The 17,908-nt window shown below is 70.3% G+C and carries 19 protein-coding genes; 8 read left to right on the plus strand and 11 right to left on the minus strand.

What is annotated here, in order from left to right; genetic code table 11:
- Nucleotides 1-5: 5 nt before the first annotated feature.
- Nucleotides 6-887, minus strand: coding sequence for a helix-turn-helix transcriptional regulator (locus AAHM41_RS31050; protein WP_342240502.1), 882 nt, complete (start codon nucleotides 885-887; stop codon nucleotides 6-8).
- Nucleotides 888-1,075: 188 nt separating this feature from the next.
- On the opposite strand from AAHM41_RS31050, the gene AAHM41_RS31055 reads away from it, so the two are divergent.
- The 4 genes from AAHM41_RS31055 (at nucleotide 1,076) to AAHM41_RS31070 (ending at nucleotide 5,490) form a co-directional block, all read left to right on the plus strand.
- The gene (locus tag AAHM41_RS31055; protein WP_342240503.1) at nucleotides 1,076-2,134 is read left to right on the plus strand and encodes an aldo/keto reductase; all 1,059 of its coding nucleotides are present in this window, start codon (nucleotides 1,076-1,078) and stop codon (nucleotides 2,132-2,134) included.
- Between the two features lie 399 nt (nucleotides 2,135-2,533).
- Nucleotides 2,534-3,202 carry a peroxiredoxin gene (locus AAHM41_RS31060; protein WP_342240504.1) on the plus strand — a complete coding sequence of 223 codons (669 nt, stop codon included), beginning with the start codon at nucleotides 2,534-2,536 and terminating at the stop codon, nucleotides 3,200-3,202.
- Nucleotides 3,203-3,216: 14 nt separating this feature from the next.
- Nucleotides 3,217-4,128 carry an MBL fold metallo-hydrolase gene (locus AAHM41_RS31065; protein ID WP_342240505.1) on the plus strand — a complete coding sequence of 304 codons (912 nt, stop codon included), beginning with the start codon at nucleotides 3,217-3,219 and terminating at the stop codon, nucleotides 4,126-4,128.
- A 102-nt stretch (nucleotides 4,129-4,230) separates the two neighbouring features.
- The gene (locus tag AAHM41_RS31070) at nucleotides 4,231-5,490 is read left to right on the plus strand and encodes a lytic murein transglycosylase (protein ID WP_342240506.1); all 1,260 of its coding nucleotides are present in this window, start codon (nucleotides 4,231-4,233) and stop codon (nucleotides 5,488-5,490) included.
- Between the two features lies 1 nt (nucleotide 5,491).
- Here AAHM41_RS31070 and AAHM41_RS31075 read toward each other — a convergent pair whose 3' ends face one another.
- Entirely contained in the window at nucleotides 5,492-6,382 is an 891-nt protein-coding gene (locus tag AAHM41_RS31075; protein WP_342240507.1) for a LysR substrate-binding domain-containing protein, read from the minus strand.
- An 87-nt stretch (nucleotides 6,383-6,469) separates the two neighbouring features.
- Between AAHM41_RS31075 and AAHM41_RS31080 the strand changes: the two genes are divergently transcribed.
- Entirely contained in the window at nucleotides 6,470-7,384 is a 915-nt protein-coding gene (locus tag AAHM41_RS31080) for a DMT family transporter (RefSeq protein WP_342240508.1), read from the plus strand.
- A 1-nt stretch (nucleotide 7,385) separates the two neighbouring features.
- Here AAHM41_RS31080 and AAHM41_RS31085 read toward each other — a convergent pair whose 3' ends face one another.
- The 9 genes from AAHM41_RS31085 to hisB form a co-directional block, all read right to left on the minus strand.
- On the minus strand, nucleotides 7,386-9,344 hold the full coding sequence (locus AAHM41_RS31085) for an FAD-dependent oxidoreductase (protein ID WP_342240509.1): 1,959 nt from the start codon (nucleotides 9,342-9,344) through the stop codon (nucleotides 7,386-7,388).
- Nucleotides 9,345-9,419: 75 nt separating this feature from the next.
- Entirely contained in the window at nucleotides 9,420-11,282 is a 1,863-nt protein-coding gene (locus tag AAHM41_RS31090) for an adenylate/guanylate cyclase domain-containing protein (RefSeq protein WP_342240510.1), read from the minus strand.
- On the minus strand, nucleotides 11,279-11,650 hold the full coding sequence (locus AAHM41_RS31095; RefSeq protein ID WP_342240511.1) for a histidine triad nucleotide-binding protein: 372 nt from the start codon (nucleotides 11,648-11,650) through the stop codon (nucleotides 11,279-11,281). The genes AAHM41_RS31090 and AAHM41_RS31095 overlap by 4 nt, the downstream gene beginning before the upstream one ends.
- A 141-nt stretch (nucleotides 11,651-11,791) precedes the next feature.
- On the minus strand, nucleotides 11,792-12,133 hold the full coding sequence (locus AAHM41_RS31100) for a phosphoribosyl-ATP diphosphatase (RefSeq protein WP_342240512.1): 342 nt from the start codon (nucleotides 12,131-12,133) through the stop codon (nucleotides 11,792-11,794).
- The gene (gene hisF / locus AAHM41_RS31105) at nucleotides 12,130-12,894 is read right to left on the minus strand and encodes an imidazole glycerol phosphate synthase subunit HisF (RefSeq protein ID WP_342240513.1); all 765 of its coding nucleotides are present in this window, start codon (nucleotides 12,892-12,894) and stop codon (nucleotides 12,130-12,132) included. Before hisF ends, AAHM41_RS31100 begins: the two co-directional genes overlap by 4 nt.
- 3 nt (nucleotides 12,895-12,897) lie before the next feature.
- A complete protein-coding gene (hisA, locus tag AAHM41_RS31110) occupies nucleotides 12,898-13,641 on the minus strand; it encodes a 1-(5-phosphoribosyl)-5-[(5-phosphoribosylamino)methylideneamino]imidazole-4-carboxamide isomerase (protein WP_225770370.1) in 744 nt (247 codons plus the stop codon).
- Nucleotides 13,638-14,210, minus strand: coding sequence for a GNAT family N-acetyltransferase (locus tag AAHM41_RS31115; protein ID WP_342240514.1), 573 nt, complete (start codon nucleotides 14,208-14,210; stop codon nucleotides 13,638-13,640). Before AAHM41_RS31115 ends, hisA begins: the two co-directional genes overlap by 4 nt.
- On the minus strand, nucleotides 14,207-14,845 hold the full coding sequence (hisH, locus tag AAHM41_RS31120; RefSeq protein ID WP_342240515.1) for an imidazole glycerol phosphate synthase subunit HisH: 639 nt from the start codon (nucleotides 14,843-14,845) through the stop codon (nucleotides 14,207-14,209). Before hisH ends, AAHM41_RS31115 begins: the two co-directional genes overlap by 4 nt.
- Before the next feature lie 16 nt (nucleotides 14,846-14,861).
- Nucleotides 14,862-15,500, minus strand: coding sequence for an imidazoleglycerol-phosphate dehydratase HisB (gene hisB, locus AAHM41_RS31125; RefSeq protein ID WP_342240516.1), 639 nt, complete (start codon nucleotides 15,498-15,500; stop codon nucleotides 14,862-14,864).
- A 170-nt stretch (nucleotides 15,501-15,670) separates the two neighbouring features.
- On the opposite strand from hisB, the gene AAHM41_RS31130 reads away from it, so the two are divergent.
- The 3 genes from AAHM41_RS31130 (at nucleotide 15,671) to hslU (ending at nucleotide 17,863) form a co-directional block, all read left to right on the plus strand.
- Complete coding sequence (locus AAHM41_RS31130; protein ID WP_342240517.1) at nucleotides 15,671-15,877, plus strand: hypothetical protein; 207 nt, start codon at nucleotides 15,671-15,673, stop codon at nucleotides 15,875-15,877.
- A 77-nt stretch (nucleotides 15,878-15,954) separates the two neighbouring features.
- Nucleotides 15,955-16,503: an ATP-dependent protease subunit HslV gene (gene hslV / locus AAHM41_RS31135; protein ID WP_342240518.1), complete on the plus strand. Its 549-nt coding sequence runs from the start codon at nucleotides 15,955-15,957 to the stop codon at nucleotides 16,501-16,503.
- A 43-nt stretch (nucleotides 16,504-16,546) separates the two neighbouring features.
- Nucleotides 16,547-17,863, plus strand: coding sequence for an ATP-dependent protease ATPase subunit HslU (gene hslU, locus AAHM41_RS31140; RefSeq protein ID WP_342240519.1), 1,317 nt, complete (start codon nucleotides 16,547-16,549; stop codon nucleotides 17,861-17,863).
- Nucleotides 17,864-17,908: the final 45 nt, after the last annotated feature.

The following is a 17,908-nucleotide window of genomic DNA, read 5'->3' on the forward strand; positions in this document are numbered from 1 at the left end:
TGTGCCTAGGCCGCCGGTCCGGCGCCGTTCACCGCGCGATAGCGCGACGGGGTCATGCCGGCGACGCCCCGGAACACGCGGGCGAAATGGCTCGGGCTGACGAAGCCGCAGCGCAGCGCGATCTCGGCCATCGAGCCGCCGTCCGTCTCCAGCAGCCGCATGGCCAGACGGATCCGCCTCTCATTGATGAAGGCGAGCGGCGTCCGGCCCGTCGTTTCCCGGAACGCCCGGTGCAGCCGGCCGGGCGACAGCCCGACGAGACCGGCGAGGTCGGCGATCCGGATCTCGGCGTCGAGATGGGCGTCGACATAGTCGGCGATGCGGCGCAGGCGCCAGGGGGGCAGCGCCCAACGGCGCGGGCCGTCATCCGGCGCGGCGTGGCCGTAGCGCCGGACGAGGTGATGGGCCAGAGCCCAGGACATCGCCTCGCCATAGGTCCGGTCCAGCCCGCCTTCCGCCGCGGCGAGACGCGCGGCCTCCGCCACCATGCCGGCCAGGAACGGCGCCTCCTGGTTGGTGAAGGCGGCGCCGTCCAGCGAGCGCCCGGCCGGGTCGAACACCTCGTCCTGCAGCAGCGCCGGGTCGAGCGAGATCGACGCCCATTCCGACTCGACGCCGCGCAGCCGCAGCCGGCGCTCGCAATCGGCCGGGACGAAGGACACCGCGCCTAGCCGATCGCTGCCGACATAGCGATGGCCGCAGGACGAGACCACCTCCTGATGGCGCGCCCCGCCCGCCAGGGTCACGAGCACCAGGTGATGCGGGATCAGGATCGTGCCCTCGACCGCTTCGGTGTAAGGCCGGCGCGCCGTGTCGAAGACGCCGCCGGCCCAGGCGAAGCTGCGCCAGCCGGTGGCCCGCGGCTCGATCCTGCGCTCATATGCCATGCGCTGCTCCGGTCTCGACCGACACACTGAGGATAGGCTCGGTCCTGTCGGGTGTCAGCGTGCCGCGCCGACGCATCCCGCCTGCGGATCGGGTCAGGATCGGGCGCTGCCAGGTCAGGATCCGGCGCGTCTGGCGCGGGGCCGGCCGCTAGAGTCCGTGTCGTACACATCCGGAACGGATCACGGCGATGCGACAAGACCCATTCCTTCCCACCGATCGGCGCGGCCTGATGCGGGGGGCGCTCGGCCTCCTCGCCGCGGCTCCGGCGCTGCTCAACCCCCAGGCCGTCCGCGCCCAGCAATCCGCAGCCGGTATCATCACCCGGACCGTGCCGCGCACCGGCGAGGTGCTGCCGGCCGTCGGCCTCGGCACCTTCCTCACCTTCGACACCCTGCCGGGCGCGCCGCGCGATCATCTGCGCGAGGTGCTGCGCCGATATTGGGAGGGCGGCGCCCGCGTGGTCGACACCTCGCCCCTCTACGGCACCGCGGAGACCACGGTCGGGGACTTCGCGACCGCGCTCGGCATTGGCGACCGGATCTTCATCGCCAACAAGATCTGGGCGACGGGCGACTTCCTGGCCGATGAGAGCCACGCCCTGCGCAGCCTGCGGCTGTCGGAGGACCGGCTGTGGCGCGGCCGGATCGACCTGATGCAGTGCCACAGCCTAGTCAATGTCGACCTCATCGTCCCGTATCTGCGAGCCTGGAAGAAGGAGGGACGGATCCGCCTTCTCGGCGTCACCCACTACGAGAGCGCATATCTGGAGCCGCTGGCCGGCTGGATCGAGCGGGGCGATCTCGATTTCGTCCAGGTCAACTATTCGATCTTCAACCGGCGCGCGGAGGAGCGGGTGCTGCCCGCCGCCGCCGACCGCGGCACCGCCGTCCTGATCAACATGCCGTTCGAGAAGGCGCGCCTGTTCAAGGCCGTCGAAGGCCGGACGCTGCCCGATTTCGCCGCTGAGCTCGGCATCCGCAGCTGGGCGGCGTATTTCCTGAAATGGGTGATCTCGCACCCGGCCGTGACCTGCGCCCTGCCGGCGACTGCCGACCCGGACCACGCCGCCGAGAACATCGCCGCCCTGCGCGGCCCCCTGCCCGACGCGGAGATGCGCCGGCGCATGCTGCGGCACATGGAAACGATCCCCGGCTTCGACCGGATCGCCGCGATGCCCTGGTATCCGGACAAGCGCTACCCCGGCATCATCGGCCGCGCCCAGGCCGAGCTGCGCGCCCGCAGCTGAAATTCCAGGCGTGCCTGTCGATGAGGGATACGATCCGCCAACCAGAGCCCCAGGCCCGGGACGCAGGCCCGGGGTCCCGTCTTGTCCGGCCGTTGCGGTATCCCGTCCCATTCCGGACTCTCCGTCGTTCCAGCCAGCTAGACAAACTGCATGTCGGCGCTGTTCTTGGTTTTGATAGGCGATACGCTTCGCGTGTTTAACGGAATATTGGACGATCCGCTGCCGGTAATGTTTACAAAATACTGCGGCGCTGTTCGGGATCGATGATCGCATTTTTGTCTGTTACTATTGAAATGTGTTCGCCATAGCCTGAAGCCATGCAGTCGCGATTTCCTTTCAGGCTGATATTCTGGTCTCCCGAAGGCCTCGGGCAGACGATTTGTCGTGATGGAGGGTGAAATGGCCGGACCGCTCGCGATTGGTGAGGACGCGCCCGATTTCGAAGTCGAGACCACCGAGGGGCGGATCCGCTTCCACGACTGGCTCGGCTCGTCCTGGGGCGTGCTGTTCTCCCACCCCAAGGACTTCACCCCGGTGTGCACCACCGAGCTCGGCGCCGTGGCCAAGCTGAAGCCGGAATTCGACAAGCGCAACGTCAAGGTGATCGGCCTCAGCGTCGATCCGGTCGGCGATCACGAGCGCTGGGCCCAGGACATCAAGGAGACCCAGGGCGCCGCCCCGAACTTCCCGGTGATCGGCGATTCCGAGCTGGTGGTCTCCAAGCTCTACGGCATGCTGCCGGCCGATTCTGGGGCAACCTCGCAAGGCCGCACCGCGGTCAACAACCAGACGGTGCGCAACGTCTACGTCGTCGGGCCGGACAAGAAAATCAAGCTGGTGATCTCCTACCCGATGACCACCGGCCGCAACTTCGACGAGGTGCTGCGGGTGATCGATTCGCTGCAGCTGACCGCCAAGCACAAGGTGGCGACGCCGGCCGACTGGAAGAACGGCGAGGACGTCATCATCGTCACCTCGGTCTCCGATGAGGAGGCCAAGCAGAAGTTCCCGGCCGGCTTCAAGACGCTGAAACCCTATCTCCGCACCGTCGCCCAGCCCAGGGACTGACCCGGCAGCGCCCCATGAACGATGCCGCCCAACCCATCGGAGCCGTGCCTGCGGGGGAAGCCACCGTCCACGCCATCTTCGACCCGCGAACCGGCAGCGTGCAGTACGTCGTCGCCGACCCCGGGACCGGCGACTGCGCGATCATCGACCCGGTGCTGGACTTCGACCTGAAATCCGGCACCGTCTCTACCCGCAACGCCGACCTGATCCTCGACCGTGTCGCGCGGGCGGGGCTGCGGGTCGCCTGGATCCTCGACACCCATCCGCATGCCGACCACTTCTCGGCGGCGGCCTATCTGAAGGCGAAGACCGGCGCGTCGACGGCGATCGGCGAGAAGGTCGCCGGCGTCCAGGCATTGTGGCGGGAGATCTACAACCTGCCGGACCAGCCGACCGACGGCTCGGGCTGGGACCGGCTGTTCGGCGACGGCGACCGGTTCCGCATCGGGTCGCTGGAGGCCAGGGTCATGTTCTGCCCGGGCCATACCATGGCCTCGATCACCTATCTCGTCGGCGACGCCGCCTTCATCCACGACACCCTGTTCATGCCCGATGGCGGCACGGCGCGGGCCGATTTCCCCGGCGCCGACGCCCGCCAGCTCTGGGCCTCGATCCAGCGCATCCTGGCTTTGCCGGACGAGACCCGCCTCTTTACCGGCCACGACTACCAGCCGGACGGGCGCGAGCCGCGCTGGCAGAGCACTGTCGCCGACCAGAGGGAGCGCAACATCCATGTCGCCGCGGTGTCGGAGGCGGAGTTCGTGGCGCTGCGCCAGGACCGCGACCGGACGCTGCCGCTGCCGGCGCTGATGCTGGCCGCGCTGCAGGTGAACATCCGCGGCGGCCGCCTGCCCGAGCCCGAGGCGAACGGCCGGCGCTACCTGAAGATCCCGCTCGACGCCTTCCCCGGCGCGCCGCAGGGGTGACCGCCGCGAGGCGTTTGCGGCGGCCGTGCCGCCTTCCGGCCTTGATCTCGGGGCACTTTGCCGCGACGTTCCACCGACTGATTCGGATTTGCGGAGAGGGCCATGTCGATGACCACGCGGATGGCGGTGCTGGCCGGGGTGATGCTGCTGGCCGCCTGCCAGAGCTCGGGCCAGGGCCAGCCGGTGGTGCCGACCCCGACGCCCGGCGCCTCAGCCGCCTTCCCGGCCCAGACCGAGGCGCAAGGCTTCCCGCAATGGGTGGCGGCGTTCCGGGCCGAGGCCGCGGCGCGCGGCATCAGCGAGGCGACGTTGGCCACCGCCTTCGACACCGTGCAGTTCCTGCCGAACGTGATCGATTCCGACCGGTCGCAGGCCGAGTTCACCCGCGCCATCTGGGACTATCTCGACCGCTCGGTCTCGGCCGACCGCATCCGCGCCGGCCAGGCGATGCTGGCGCAATGGTCCGCCACCGCCAGCGCGGCGGAGCAGCGCTACGGCGTGCCGAAGGAGATCGTCACCGCGATCTGGGGCATCGAGAGCAATTACGGCCAGAATTTCGGCAGCACCGAGGTGATCGACGCCCTGGCCACGCTCGGCTATGAGGGCCGCCGCCGGGACTGGGCCAAGGACCAGCTGTTCGCCGCGCTGCAGATCCTGCAGCAGGGCGACATCGGCCGCGACCGCATGCTCGGCTCCTGGGCCGGCGCCATGGGCAACACCCAGTTCCTGCCCACGGTGTTCCTGAGCTCCGCCGTCGATGCCGACGGCGACGGCCGCCGCGACATCTGGGGCAGCATCCCCGACGTCATGGCCTCGACCGCCAACTACCTGGCGCAGTCGGGCTGGCAGCGCGGCCAGCCCTGGGGCGTCGAGGTCACCCTGCCGCCCGGCTTCGACTATTCGGTGGCGGAGCTGAGCACCAGGCGGCCGGTGGCGCAATGGGCGGCGCTGGGGGTGAAGCCGGTCTCCGGCCGCAGCCTGCCGGCTCTGGGCGATGCCTCGGTGATCACCCCGGCCGGCGCCCGCGGCCCGGCCTTCCTGGTCGGCCCGAACTTCAGCGTGATCATGAAGTACAACAACTCGACCAACTACGCGCTCGCGGTCGCCACGCTGTCCGACCGGCTGGCCGGCGGCGGGCCGATCGTCGGCACTTGGCCGCGGGGCGAGCAGCCGCTGTCACGCAACGAGGTGCTGGAGCTGCAGTCGCTGCTGGCGGCCCGGGGCTTCGCCACCGGCGGCGCGCCGGACGGGCTGATCGGGCCGGCGACGCGCGGCGCGATCCGCGCCTGGCAGGTCTCCAAGGGCCTGGTCCCGGACGGCTTCGCGACGACGAGCCTGCTGCAGGCGGTGCGCGCGGGGTAGATCACAGCGTCCCGGCCAGCGCCATCATCCGCGCAACCAGCGCAGCGACGGCCGGCCGGGCGCCGCCGGTGCGGGTCAGCAGGTGGTAGGTGAGGGGGCTCGGGACCTCAAGCTCGCCGAGCCGCACCAGGCCGCCCACCCGGATCGCGCGGTCGGAGAAGGGTGACCGGGCCAGGGCGATGCCCAGCCCGGCCTCCGCCGCCGCCAGGACCAGCGTGTAATCCTCGAAGCGCCGGTCCTGCGGCCGCGGCTTCAGCGCGATGCCGCAGGATGCGAACCAGGCGCGCCAGCCGCTCAGGTCGGAATCATGCAGCAACGGCGCCTGCAGCAGCCCGTCCGGTGACGGGCCGACCCGCCGCGCCAGTTCGGCATGGGCCACCGGATACAGCCGCTCCGGCAGCAGGCGGACGGCCTGGACGCCGGGCCAGCTGCCGGCGCCGTAGCGCACCGACAGGTCGACCTCACCGCCTTCGACATCGGCGTTGCGGTCCTCGACCGCGATCTCGATCCGCAGCGCCGGATCGCCCTGCTCCAGCGCCGCCAGCCGCTCGAACAGCCAGAGCTTGGCGAAGCCCGGCACCACGCTGATCCGCACCACCTCCGGCCCGCGCCGGCGGCGCCAGCGCACCGCGGCCTCGTCGATCACCCGGAACGCCGCCTCGACCCGCGACACGAAGCGCTGCCCCTCCGGGGTCAGGCGGACGCCGCGGCCGTGGCGCTCGAACAGGGCTGTGCCGAGCCAAGCCTCGACCGCGGCGACGCGCCGGCTGACCGCGCCATGGGTCAGCCCCAGCGCCTCGGCGGCGGCGCTGAAGGAATCGTGCCGGGCGACGACGCAGACGGTGTCGAGGCTGTCGAGCGGCGGGCGCCCAGGTGCCGAGCTGTGATCCATAAGCACAGCTCGTGCTCGATCGGTGCCGTATGTCAACGGCACGGCCGGTGCCAGAACGGAGGTCCTGCGTCGAACCGAGGTGCATCCGTGTCCAGCCGCGCCCCGCGGGCCTATGTCGCCGTGGCCGTCACCATCCTGTCCTGGGCGTCGGCCTTCCCGGCGATCCGCTTGGCGCTGAGGGAGCTGCAGCCGGTGCCGCTGGCGGCCGCCCGCTTCGCGGTGGCGGCGCTGCTGGTGCTGGCCTGGCTGGCCTGGCGCCGGCCGGCGCGGCCGGCCTTGCCCGACCTGCTGCGCTTCGCCCTGTGCGGGCTGATCGGCATCGCCGCCTACAACATCCTGCTGAACACCGGGCAGCGCAGCGTCGCGGCCGGGGCCGCCAGCTTCATCGTCAACACCGCGCCGATCCTGACGGCGCTGCTGGCCCGGCTGGTACTGGGCGAGCGCTTCGGCGCCCGCGGCTGGGCCGGCACGCTGGTCAGCTTCGCCGGCATCGCCCTGATCGCTTCGGCCCAGCCCGGCGGCCTGGCCTTCGGCGCCGGCGCCAGCCTGGAGCTGGGCTCGGCGCTGTGCATGGCGTGCTATGTCGTGCTGCAGAAGCCGCTGGTGGCGCGGCACGGCGCCCTGGCCTGTACCGCCTGGACGCTGCTGGCCGGCGCGCTGTGGCTGTCGCCCTGGCTGCCCGAAGCGATCGGTGAGATGCCGGGCCTCGGCGCGACGACCATCGCCACGGTGATCGGGCTCGGCGTGCTGCCGGCGGCCATCGGCTATGCCACCTGGACCTATGCGCTGGGCCATTTCGGCGCGGCGCGGGCGACCAACTTCCTCTACCTCGTGCCGCCGGTCGCGACCGCGATCGCCCTGCCGCTGCTGGGCGAGCTGCCGGGACCGCCGACCCTGCTGGGCGGGGCGGTCGCCATCGCCGGGGTGGTCCTGGTCAACGCGCGCGGCCGCAGGGCGCCGGCGTCAGCCGAACCGCCGGCGCCGCGGCGTGTGGCCTCGTAGACTAGAGCAGCCCCAGCTTGTCCCGCGGCGGGCCGGGGAAGTCGGCGAAGGCCGGGGCGCCGTCGGGCGTGCCCAGCAGCTCGCGCACCGCCCTTGTGGCCTGATCGATCGCCGAGTGGACATAGGCATAGGCACCGGAATCGGCATTGGCGATCGCGATCCGGCCCCACGGCTTGCGCGCCGCCACGATCGGCAGCGGCCCGTCCGGCCAGAACGCGTCCCAGGGCCGCATGTATTCATAGGCGTAGCCGTGCGACCACCGGTTCGCGGTGATCGCCTCGATGTCGCGGGCCGGGTCGAAGCCGCCGCCCGACAGCGCCCGGCCCAGCAGGTCGCGGATCTCGCGCTCCATCGTCTCGAAGGTCAGCTGGGTCAGCTGGAGGCGCCCGGACAGGGACTGCTCGCGCGACGACAGCCCCGGCTGCAGCGGCACCTTGCTGAGATGCAGCAGCACCGGGTCCTCCGGCTTGTCGGCGAAGCTGTAGCCGCCCATGCTGACCGGGAAGTCGATCTCCGCCCCCGACCAGAAGTGGCCCGGCGCCTCGAAGCCGTCGATGCCGAGCTTGGCGAAGGCGGTCCAGTTGCGGATCAGCACATTGGTGTAGATCAGCGGCACCTTCTGCTGGTCCTGCAGCGCCGTCACCTGCGCCTCGGTCAGCTCGTCGGTCAGGAACGGGATCACCCGGTGCCAGCAGGCCAGCACCACATGGCCGGCCTGAACCGTGCGCAACTTGCCGTCCTGGACGTAGGAGATATCCACCGCCTTGGCCGAGGCCGGATCACCCTGGTGCTTCACCCGGACCACGGTCGAACCCAGCCGGATCCGCGCCGGCTGGCCGTCGACATCCAGCTTGCCGTAATCGGCCTGGGCGAGGACCAGATCCTCCATGGTGCTGCCGGGGATGGCTGCCGGGATCAGCGATCGCACCAGCGCCCGGGCCACCCCGGCATTGCCGTCCGGGAAGTGGTAGATGTACTCGTCCGGGTCGGTGCGGGCCAGGCGGCCGCTGGGGCTCATGGTCGGGTAGACCTCGTCGCCCAGGTCCATGCCGTCGAAGCCGGGATTGCCGTTGGCCCAGGCGTCGACGCAGGTGACCGCGTCGATGCCGGCCCCGAAATAGGCCTCGGTCGAGCTCTGGAAATAGGCGACCAGCTGCGGGTCGGCCTTCACCAGATCGGTCAGGAACTGCGCATAGGTGGTCTTCGACAGCCGGTCCAGCTTCTCCGCCCGCGACAGGCCGGGCAGGTAGTCGGCCGGCGAATCGATCAGGGCGATCAGGTCCTGCTTCGCCTTGTCGGTCAGCGGCGACTGCGGCACCCAGTCGGCGGCGGTGTCGGCCTCCTTCACCAGCGCGTCGGCGCCGAACACCTCCTTCGGGAAGAACACGGCGCGGCCGAGGCCGCGAGTCTCGGCCCAGCCCTGGTCGTAATACTGTTCGAACCGCTTCGGCTCGACCCCGATATCGGCCAGCAGCGCATTCACCGCCGGGCTGAAGTAGCTGGGCGTCTGCAGCGACTGCGACCCGCCATAGCCGAGGATCATGCGGCCGCTGGCGCTGGTGAATTCGTTGCGCTTGGCATGCCCACCGAAATCATCGTGGTTCTCGAGCACCAGGATGCGGGCGCCCGCCCCGGCCTGCTTGCGGTACTGCACCGCCGCCGCCAGGCCGGAGATGCCGCCGCCGACCACCACCAGGTCATAGCGCTCGCCGGTCGCCTCCGGCGCCCCCGCCTTGTCCCAGAAGGTGCCGTCGCGCACCGAATGCATGACGTTGTAGGAGCCTTCGTGATGGCCGCGCAGGCCGGTCAGCTTCGGCGGATAAGCAGCCGGCCCGGCGGCGAAGGCGCTGCGGGACAGAGGTCCGCCCAGCGCCGCTGCGCCCACTGTCAGGGCGACACCGTCGAGAAAGTCGCGCCGGCTGATCGGCCGGCCCATTCCCAGATCACGATCGGATGACATGGCTGTTCCCCCTCCCTGGCTGGAGCCGATTCAGAGGGACCAAGGTGGCGGAATTGCGGTGCGAAGCGGGGCGGCTCAGGCCATCTGCTTGATCCCGACCAGGCGGAAGATCTCGACCTCGCCGTTGCGGCCGCGGACGCGGCGCGGCCCCAGGCTCTTCATCTCGAATTCCGGCCCCAGCAGGGCCGCGGTCTCGGCGCTGATCAGGATCGTCGTATCCTCGTCGCGCGACAGCACCTTGCCCAGCTGCTCCAGCCGGTTGCCGATGTTCACCGTGTCGCCGACGATGGTGTAGTTGGTGCGGCCCGGCGCGCCGATGTTGCCGACCACCACCGGGCCGCTGTGCAGACCGATGCGCAGCCGCAGCCGCGGCCGGCCGGCGGCGGCGCGGCGGTCGTTCTCGGCCTGCATCACCGCGGCGATGGCCAGCGCCGCCCGGGCCGCCCGCGGCGCATGATCCTTCATCTTCTCCGGTGCGCCCCAGAACGCCATCAGGCAGTCGCCGATGAACTTGTCGATGGTGCCGGACTCAGCCTCGACGCAGCCCGCCAGCATGGCGAAATGCTCGTTCAGATAGGCGGCGATCCGGGCCGCCGGCAGCCGCTCCGCCGCGCCGCTGAAATTGGCGATGTCGGTGAACATCACCGTCAGGATGCGCTCGATCGAGACCACGTCCTCGCCGTCGCCCTTGGTGATCAGGCGGCGGACCAGGCTTTTCGGCACATAGGTCTCGAGCCAGCGCAGCCCGACCAGCATGGTGTTGAAGGCCTGGGCGCCCTCGTTCAGCTCCTTGAACACGCTGCCCGGCAGCGGCTTCAGCTGGCCGAACTCCAGCGTTCCCACCGCCCGCGCCTGGTCGGAGAAGGCGCGGACCGGGCGGGCGATCATGCGGCCGACGAAGACGCCGACGATGATCGCCAGCACCATCACCGCCAGGCCGGCCAGGCCGGCGCGGATCACCCGCCAGACCTCGGCGCCGATCGCGTCGCCCGGCACATGGATGCCGAGGATCAGCTGGGTCGGGCCGAAGCCGTAGATGGTGCGGTACAGGAAGATCTCGTCCTGGTCGCCGATCTGGACCTCACGGATCCGCACCCGCGGGTTGCGCACGGTGACCGGCGAGCCCTTGGTCCACAGCGAGGCGAGCAGCGGGTCGCCAACCTGGTCGAGCCGCGGCAGCGGCTCCTCCACCGAGGCCGGCGGCGGATCTGTAGCCATGCGCGGATGGGCCAGCACTCGGTCCTCGCCATAGAGGATGAAGGGCACCTGCGACGGGTCGCTGGACACCCGCGCCAGGAACCTCGACAGGTCCTGCACCGTGACCACCGCGAACAGCACACCGACCAGCCGGCCATCGCGCCGCACCGGCTGGCGCAGATTCATCACCGTGGCGTGCGGCCCGTCGCGCAGATACAGGATCTCGCCCCAATAGGCGTCGACCTTGCCGGCCGCCTCGGCCAGCGCCTCGCGGCTCTGCTCGGCCTCGTTCTGCTCGTCGAACGTCTCGTAGTTGCCGTCCTGCTGGTGGGTGACGCCGCGGATGCGCAGGTCGTCGGTCAGATAGGCGATCGAGCGCACCTGCGGCGAGGCGGCCAGCGCGCCGGTCAGCATGGTCGAGAACTGGTCCATGTTGCCGGCGTCGAGCCGCCCCTGCTGCAGCAGCAGGGCGAGGCTGCCGAGCTCGTTCGACACCGGCTCGAGATGCTGGCGCAGCTGCGCCTCGACCGAGGCCACGCCGATCTCGGCCTGGTTGGTCAAGAGGTCGAAGGTGGTGCGCGCCGCCGTGGTCCAGTAGATCGCGAGCACCGCCGCGACCGCGATCGCCACCAGGCCGCCGATGGCGACTGCGAGCGTCCGGGCCAGGGTGACGGTGCGTCGGCGCGACCTGCCGGAGCGGCTGGCCGGCGCCGAGGCCTCGGCGGAGACCGGCAGGGTCATGGGGCGATGGCGGGATCCAGCATGCGGCCGAGCGGCCGGCCGCCGAAGATGTGGATGTGCAGATGCGGCACCTCCTGGTGCCCGTCGCCGCCGATGTTCGACAGGATGCGGTAGCCGGGCGCGGCCAGGCCGAGGTCGCGGGCGATCCGGCCGACCGCCCGGGTCAGGGCCGCGACCTCGGCATCGCTGGCGCGCTCCGAGAAATCATCCATCGAGACATAGGCGCCCTTGGGAATGACCAGCACATGCACCGGCGCCTTTGGACCGATGTCGTGGAAGGCCAGGACGTGGTCGTCCTCATAGACCTTCCTGCACGGCAGCTCGCCGCGCAGGATGCGGGCGAAGACGTTGTTCGGATCATAGGCCATCGGTCGTCCTCGATCTGCGCTGATGATGACACATGCCGCTGAATCGCGGCGAAATTCAGCCGCCAGCCAGCGACGGTTGTCATGCCGGCGGCGACGTGATGTCGCGGTCCCGGCCGGCCTCTCCCGCACGGGCGGGGGCGGTCACTCCGTCGGCCGCGCCGCCTTCTCGGCGATGCCGCTGGTGCCTTCCCGCGCCTCCAGCACTGTCCAGACCGTCTCCGGCGCTACCCCGGCATCGGCCCACAGCACCAGCAGATGGTAGAGCAGGTCGGCGCTTTCGGCGGCGATGGCGTCGGGGTCGTCGCGTATCGCCTCGATCACCGTCTCGACCGCCTCCTCCCCCAGCTTCTGGGCGATCTTCGGCCGGCCGCGAGCGAACAGCTTGGCGGTGTAGCTGGAGGCGGGATCGGTGCCGCGCCGCGACCGGATCACGGCCGCCAGCCGGTCCAGCACCCGGGCGTCGATCTGCGGCCCCGCGCTCATGCCGCCATCCGCACCGGCAGCCCGGCCGCGGCCAGATGCTGCTTGGCCTGGGCGATCGAATAGGTACCGAAATGGAAGATCGAGGCGGCGAGGAGGCCGGTGGCGCCGCCGGACAGCGCCCCGTCGGCGAGATGGTCGAGCGTGCCGACCCCGCCCGAGGCGATGATCGGGATGCCGACCACCTGCCGGATCCGCTGCAGCAGCCCGATGTCGAAGCCTTCCTTGGTGCCGTCGCGGTCCATCGAGGTTACCAGCAACTCGCCGGCGCCGGCCTGGGCCATCCGGTCGGCCCAGTCGACCGCGTCGATGCCGGTGCCCTTGCGGCCGCCATGGGTGAAGATCTCCCACTGGCCGGGCGAGACCTGCTTGGCGTCGATCGCCACCACCACGCATTGCCGGCCGAACTTCACCGCCGCCTCGGACACCAGCTCCGGCCGGGCCACGGCGGCGGAGTTGATCGACACCTTGTCGGCCCCGGCAAGCAGCAGGGCCCGCACGTCGTCGACGCTGCGCACGCCGCCGCCGACGGTCAGCGGCATGAACACCTGCTCGGCGGTGCGGCGGACCACGTCGAACAGCACGCCGCGATTCTCGTGGGTTGCCGCGATGTCGAGATAGACCAGCTCGTCCGCGCCCTCGCGGTCATAGTGCCGGGCCTGCTCCACCGGGTCCCCGGCATCGATCAGGTTCTCGAAGTTGACACCCTTGACCACCCGGCCGTCCTTGACGTCGAGGCAGGGGATGACCCGGACCTTGAGCATGGCTTACGCCTCCACCGGCACCGGGCCGGACAGGATGGCCAGCGCCTGCTTCGGGTCGATCCGGCCGTCATAGAGGGCGCGGCCGCAGATCACCCCGGCGATGCCCGACTTCTCCTCGCGCTTGATCACCCGCAGGTCGTCGAGCGAGGAGGCGCCGCCCGAGGCGATCACCGGCGTGGTCAGGGCGAAGGCCAGGTCGGCCGTGGCCTCGACATTCAGCCCGCCCATGGCGCCGTCGCGGTTGATGTCGGTGTAGATGATCGCGGCGACGCCCGAATCCTCGAAGCGCAGCGCCAGGTCCAGCGCCTTGACGGTGGAGGTCTTGACCCAGCCTTCGATCGCCACGAAGCCTTCCCGCGCGTCGATGCCGACGGCGATCCGGCCAGGCCAGCGGCGGCAGGCCTCGCGCACCAGCTCCGGGTCGCGCACCGCGACCGTGCCCAGCACCACCCGGGCGACGCCGCGCTCGAGCCAGAACTCGATCCGCTCCAGGTCGCGGATGCCGCCGCCCAGCTGCACCGGCAGCGAAGTGGCCTTGAGGATGCCGCCGATCGCCTCGGCATTCACCGGATGGCCGGCGATGGCGCCGTTCAGATCGACCACATGGATCCAGCTGAACCCTTGCTCGGCGAAGGCCTTGGCCTGCTCCGCGGGGTCCAGGTTGAACACGGTGGCTTCGCTCATCTCGCCGCGGACGAGACGGACGCAGTGGCCGTCCTTCAGATCGATGGCCGGATAGAGGATCATGGCGTCGGGTCCAGCCCCGCCTCGGACAGCGGGATCAGTGGTTTGTGGAAGTAGCAGCCGCCGATCAGGCGACCGTTCACACGGGCATAATACGGGTTCGTCGCCCAGCGCACGAATCCCAAGCTCTCAAACAGGTGAATCGCCGCGGTCTGGGTCTCACGCACGTCGAGGGTCAGCAGGCGGTAGCCGCGGGCGCGCGCCTCGGCCTCCGCCGCCTCGGCCAGCATCCGGGCCAGGCCGTGGCCGCGGGCCCAGGGCGCGACGAAGATCCCGGTCAGCCCGGCGGCGAAGGACTGCGCCTCGTTGTTCGCCGGCGGCTCAACCAGCTGGATGGCGCCGGCGATCACCTCGTCGAGCCGGCCGACGAACAGATGCCGGCCCGGCATTGCCACGACGCCGCCCCAGTAGCGCTCCATGGTCTCGCGCGGCGGCGGCTTGACCCAGCCGAAGCCGCCGCCCTCGAGGATGGCGAGCTCGGCCGCGTCGCACAGATCGTGCAGGTCGCTGCTGCGGACCCGGTCGAGCCGGCCGACCGACACCGCCGGCGCCGAGGCAGTCGCTTCGCTCATGGCGTCCAGGTCACGAAATTGCCGAGCAGCCTCAGCCCGGCCGCCTGGCTCTTCTCCGGGTGGAACTGCACGCCGATCCAGTTGTCGCAACCCACCGCGGCGGTCTGCGGCCCGCCGTAATCGACCGTCGCCAGCACCTCGGCCGGGTCGGCCGGCACCATGACGTAGGAATGGGCGAAATAGACGTCCAGCCCGTCCAGCCCGTCCAGCACCGGATGCGCCTCCCCCACGGCCAGGGTGTTCCAGCCCATCTGCGGCACCACCAGGTCGGGATCGGCCGGGGCCAGCGGCACCACCGCGCCATGGATCCAGTCGAGGCCGAGGAAGTCGCCATGCTCGTGGCCGACGCCGGCCATCACCTGCATGCCGACGCAGATGCCGAGGAATGGCACTCCGGCCTGCTTCACCCGTTCGTCCAGCACCTCGCGCAGGCCCGGTATCGTGCCGAGGGCCTGGCTGCAGTCGCCGAAGGCGCCGACGCCCGGCAGCACCAGCCGGTCGGCCCGGCGCACCACCTCGGCATCGGCGGTGACGATGATCTCCTGCGCCGTCCCGCGCTCCGCCGCGGCGCGTTCCAGCGCCTTGGCCGCCGAGCGGAGATTGCCGGAGCCGTAGTCGATCACGGCGATGGCCATGATGGAATCCCCGGAGCTAGAGGGAGCCGCCGAGCGTGCCCTTGGTCGATGGCACGGCGTCCGGGCGGCGGCTGTCGATGGCGGTGGCGGCGCGCAGCGCGCGGGCCAGTGCCTTGAAGCAGCTTTCGACGATGTGGTGGTTGTTCTCGCCGTACAGGTTGGCGACGTGCAGCGTCAGCCCGGCGTTCTGGGCGAAGGCGTGGAACCACTCGCGGAACAGCTCGGTATCCATCTCGCCCAGCTTGTCGCGGCTGAACCGGACGTCCCACACCAGATAGGGCCGGGCCGAGATGTCGATGGCGACGCGGGACAGCGCCTCGTCCATCGGCACATGCGCCTCGCCGTAGCGCTGGATGCCGCGGCGGTCGCCCAGCGCCTTGGCGAAGGCCTGGCCGAGGGTGATGCCGACATCCTCGGTGGTGTGGTGGAAGTCGATATGGAGGTCGCCCTCGGCCCGGACCGTCAGGTCGAACAGGCCGTGCCGGGCCAGCTGGTCCAGCATATGGTCGAGGAAGCCGACACCGGTCTGGATGTCGGAGCGGCCGGTGCCGTCGAGATCGACCGTGGCGCTGATCCGCGTCTCGCGGGTGGCGCGGTCGACAGTGGCCGAGCGGGCTGGCGCGGCGGTGGCTGGGGTGGAGGCGGTTCCGTCCATGGCTTGGTGTCTTAACAGGAAGCCCGGTGCATCGCCAGCCGCCGAGCCATGCCCGGAAAGCAGAGGGCCTGCAGGCGACGCGCGGGGAAGGCTGGCGTGGCTGCCGGTTCGCGTCTTTTCGCTGAGCAGCCCCTCATTCTATGATTGCGAGAGAGCACAGGGAATGATGGATGCGCCAGACCCGGCCTGCCGAGGCGATCACGATCCGCACCGCCAAGGCATGGCGGGTGCAGCGCATAGAGGAAGGCCTTGCCGCCGCGCGAGAAGGCCGCGTGTGTCCGGCAGACGAAGTGTTTGCCAGGATCGCCGCGAAGCACGGCTGGACTCACGAACGCCCACCGACCGTGATCCCCGTGGGAACGGTCCGCAAGACTTGATCCCCCCGCCGGATGGCCCAATCTAGGCGGTGCGGGCCGGACGGCCCGTCACAACCCCAGCGTTTCCGGATTCCCGCATGTCGTCTTCCGAGAGTGCCGCCTGGCACGGCACCACCATCCTCGCCGTGCGCAAGAACGGCCATGTCGTCATCGCCGGCGATGGTCAGGTGACCGCCGGCAACACCGTGATGAAGGGCACCGCCCGCAAGGTCCGGCGCCTGGGCGACGGCAGCGTCATCGCCGGCTTCGCCGGGGCGACGGCCGATGCCATGGCCCTGTTCGAGCGGCTGGAGGCCAAGCTGGAGAAGCATCCGGGGCAGCTGGCCCGCGCCTGCGTCGAGCTGGCCAAGGACTGGCGCACCGACCGCTATCTGCGCCGGCTGGAGGCGATGATGGCGGTGTGCGACCGCCAGGTCTCGCTGATCCTGACCGGCACCGGCGACGTGCTGGAGCCCGATGACGGGCTGATCGGCATCGGCTCCGGCGGGCCCTTCGCCCTGGCAGCTGCCCGCGCCCTGATGGAGAATGCGGAGCTGGATGCCGAGACGGTGGCGCGCAAGGCGATGAAGATCGCCGGCGACATCTGCATCTACACCAACCACAACGTCACTCTGGAAAGCCTGTGATCGCGGCCCCCGCCGACCGACCCGAGGCCGCGAAGGACCCGAAATGACCGACACCGCCAATTTCAGCCCGCGCGAGATCGTTTCCGAGCTCGACCGCTTCATCGTCGGCCAGCACGACGCCAAGCGCGCCGTCGCCATCGCCCTGCGCAACCGCTGGCGCCGCCAGCAGCTGCCCGAGGCGCTGCGCGAGGAGGTGCTGCCGAAGAACATCCTGATGATCGGGCCGACCGGCGTCGGCAAGACCGAGATCGCGCGCCGCCTAGCGAAGCTGGCCAACGCCCCGTTCCTGAAGGTCGAGGCGACCAAGTTCACCGAGGTCGGCTATGTCGGCCGCGATGTCGAGCAGATCATCCGCGACCTGCTGGAGATCGCGATCAAGATGACCCGCGAAACGCTGCGCAAGGAGGTCGCGGCCAAGGCCGAGATCCGCGCCGAGGAGCGGGTGCTGGACGCGCTGGTGGGCGACAGCGCCTCGGCCGAGACCCGGCAGAAGTTCCGCAAGATGCTGCGCGAGGGCCAGCTCAACGACCGCGAGATCGAGATCCAGGTCGCCGACACCGGCGGCGGGCTGCCGACCTTCGACATTCCGGGCATGCCGGGCGCCCAGATGGGGATGCTCAACCTCAACGACATGTTCGGCAAGGCCTTCGGCAACCGCACCAAGCCCCGCCGCATGACCGTGGTGGAGAGCCACGCCGTGCTGCTGGCCGAGGAATCGGACAAGCTCTTGGACCAGGAGAAGGTGACGGCCGAGGCGATCCATCTGGTCGAGCAGCACGGCATCGTCTTCCTCGACGAGATCGACAAGATCACGGCGCGGTCGGAACGCGGCGGCGCCGATGTCAGCCGCGAGGGCGTGCAGCGCGACCTGCTGCCGCTGATCGAAGGCACCCAGGTGGCGACCAAATACGGCACGGTGCGCACCGACTACATCCTGTTCATCGCCTCGGGCGCGTTCCAGCTAGCCAAGCCGTCGGATCTGCTGCCGGAGCTGCAGGGCCGCCTGCCGATCCGGGTCGAGCTGCAGGCCCTGACCCGCGACGATTTCCGCCGCATCCTGACCGAGCCGGAGCACAGCCTGGTCAAGCAGTACACGGCGCTGCTGGGCACCGAAGAGGTGACGCTGGACTTCACCGAGGACGCGATCGACACGCTGGCCGATCTGGCGGCGGAGGTCAACCGCGCGGTCGAGAACATCGGCGCCCGGCGGCTGCACACGGTGCTGGAGCGCCTTTTGGACGAGGTCAGCTTCACTGCCTCCGACCGCTCCGGCGAGACGGTGCGGATCGACGCCGCCTATGTCCATGACAAGGTCGGCGCCCTGACCAGGAACGCCGATCTGAGCAAGTTCATCCTGTAATAGCAGACCATCGGTCTCCACGCCTTCCGCTCACCGTCGCCGCCC

The sequence above is a fragment of the Inquilinus sp. OTU3971 genome (genome assembly GCF_038440215.1).

Bases quoted from the DNA above. Each gene is read 5' to 3' on its own strand.
- AAHM41_RS31050 (WP_342240502.1), bottom strand. From the start codon at position 887: ATGGCATATGAGCGCAGGATCGAGCCGCGGGCCACCGGCTGGCGCAGC.
- AAHM41_RS31055 (WP_342240503.1), top strand. From the start codon at position 1,076: ATGCGACAAGACCCATTCCTTCCCACCGATCGGCGCGGCCTGATGCGG.
- AAHM41_RS31060 (WP_342240504.1), top strand. From the start codon at position 2,534: ATGGCCGGACCGCTCGCGATTGGTGAGGACGCGCCCGATTTCGAAGTC.
- AAHM41_RS31065 (WP_342240505.1), top strand. From the start codon at position 3,217: ATGAACGATGCCGCCCAACCCATCGGAGCCGTGCCTGCGGGGGAAGCC.
- AAHM41_RS31070 (WP_342240506.1), top strand. From the start codon at position 4,231: ATGTCGATGACCACGCGGATGGCGGTGCTGGCCGGGGTGATGCTGCTG.
- AAHM41_RS31075 (WP_342240507.1), bottom strand. From the start codon at position 6,382: ATGGATCACAGCTCGGCACCTGGGCGCCCGCCGCTCGACAGCCTCGAC.
- AAHM41_RS31085 (WP_342240509.1), bottom strand. From the start codon at position 9,344: ATGTCATCCGATCGTGATCTGGGAATGGGCCGGCCGATCAGCCGGCGC.
- AAHM41_RS31090 (WP_342240510.1), bottom strand. From the start codon at position 11,282: ATGACCCTGCCGGTCTCCGCCGAGGCCTCGGCGCCGGCCAGCCGCTCC.
- AAHM41_RS31095 (WP_342240511.1), bottom strand. From the start codon at position 11,650: ATGGCCTATGATCCGAACAACGTCTTCGCCCGCATCCTGCGCGGCGAG.
- AAHM41_RS31100 (WP_342240512.1), bottom strand. From the start codon at position 12,133: ATGAGCGCGGGGCCGCAGATCGACGCCCGGGTGCTGGACCGGCTGGCG.
- hisF (WP_342240513.1), bottom strand. From the start codon at position 12,894: ATGCTCAAGGTCCGGGTCATCCCCTGCCTCGACGTCAAGGACGGCCGG.
- hisA (WP_225770370.1), bottom strand. From the start codon at position 13,641: ATGATCCTCTATCCGGCCATCGATCTGAAGGACGGCCACTGCGTCCGT.
- AAHM41_RS31115 (WP_342240514.1), bottom strand. From the start codon at position 14,210: ATGAGCGAAGCGACTGCCTCGGCGCCGGCGGTGTCGGTCGGCCGGCTC.
- hisH (WP_342240515.1), bottom strand. From the start codon at position 14,845: ATGGCCATCGCCGTGATCGACTACGGCTCCGGCAATCTCCGCTCGGCG.
- hisB (WP_342240516.1), bottom strand. From the start codon at position 15,500: ATGGACGGAACCGCCTCCACCCCAGCCACCGCCGCGCCAGCCCGCTCG.
- AAHM41_RS31130 (WP_342240517.1), top strand. From the start codon at position 15,671: ATGCGCCAGACCCGGCCTGCCGAGGCGATCACGATCCGCACCGCCAAG.
- hslV (WP_342240518.1), top strand. From the start codon at position 15,955: ATGTCGTCTTCCGAGAGTGCCGCCTGGCACGGCACCACCATCCTCGCC.
- hslU (WP_342240519.1), top strand. From the start codon at position 16,547: ATGACCGACACCGCCAATTTCAGCCCGCGCGAGATCGTTTCCGAGCTC.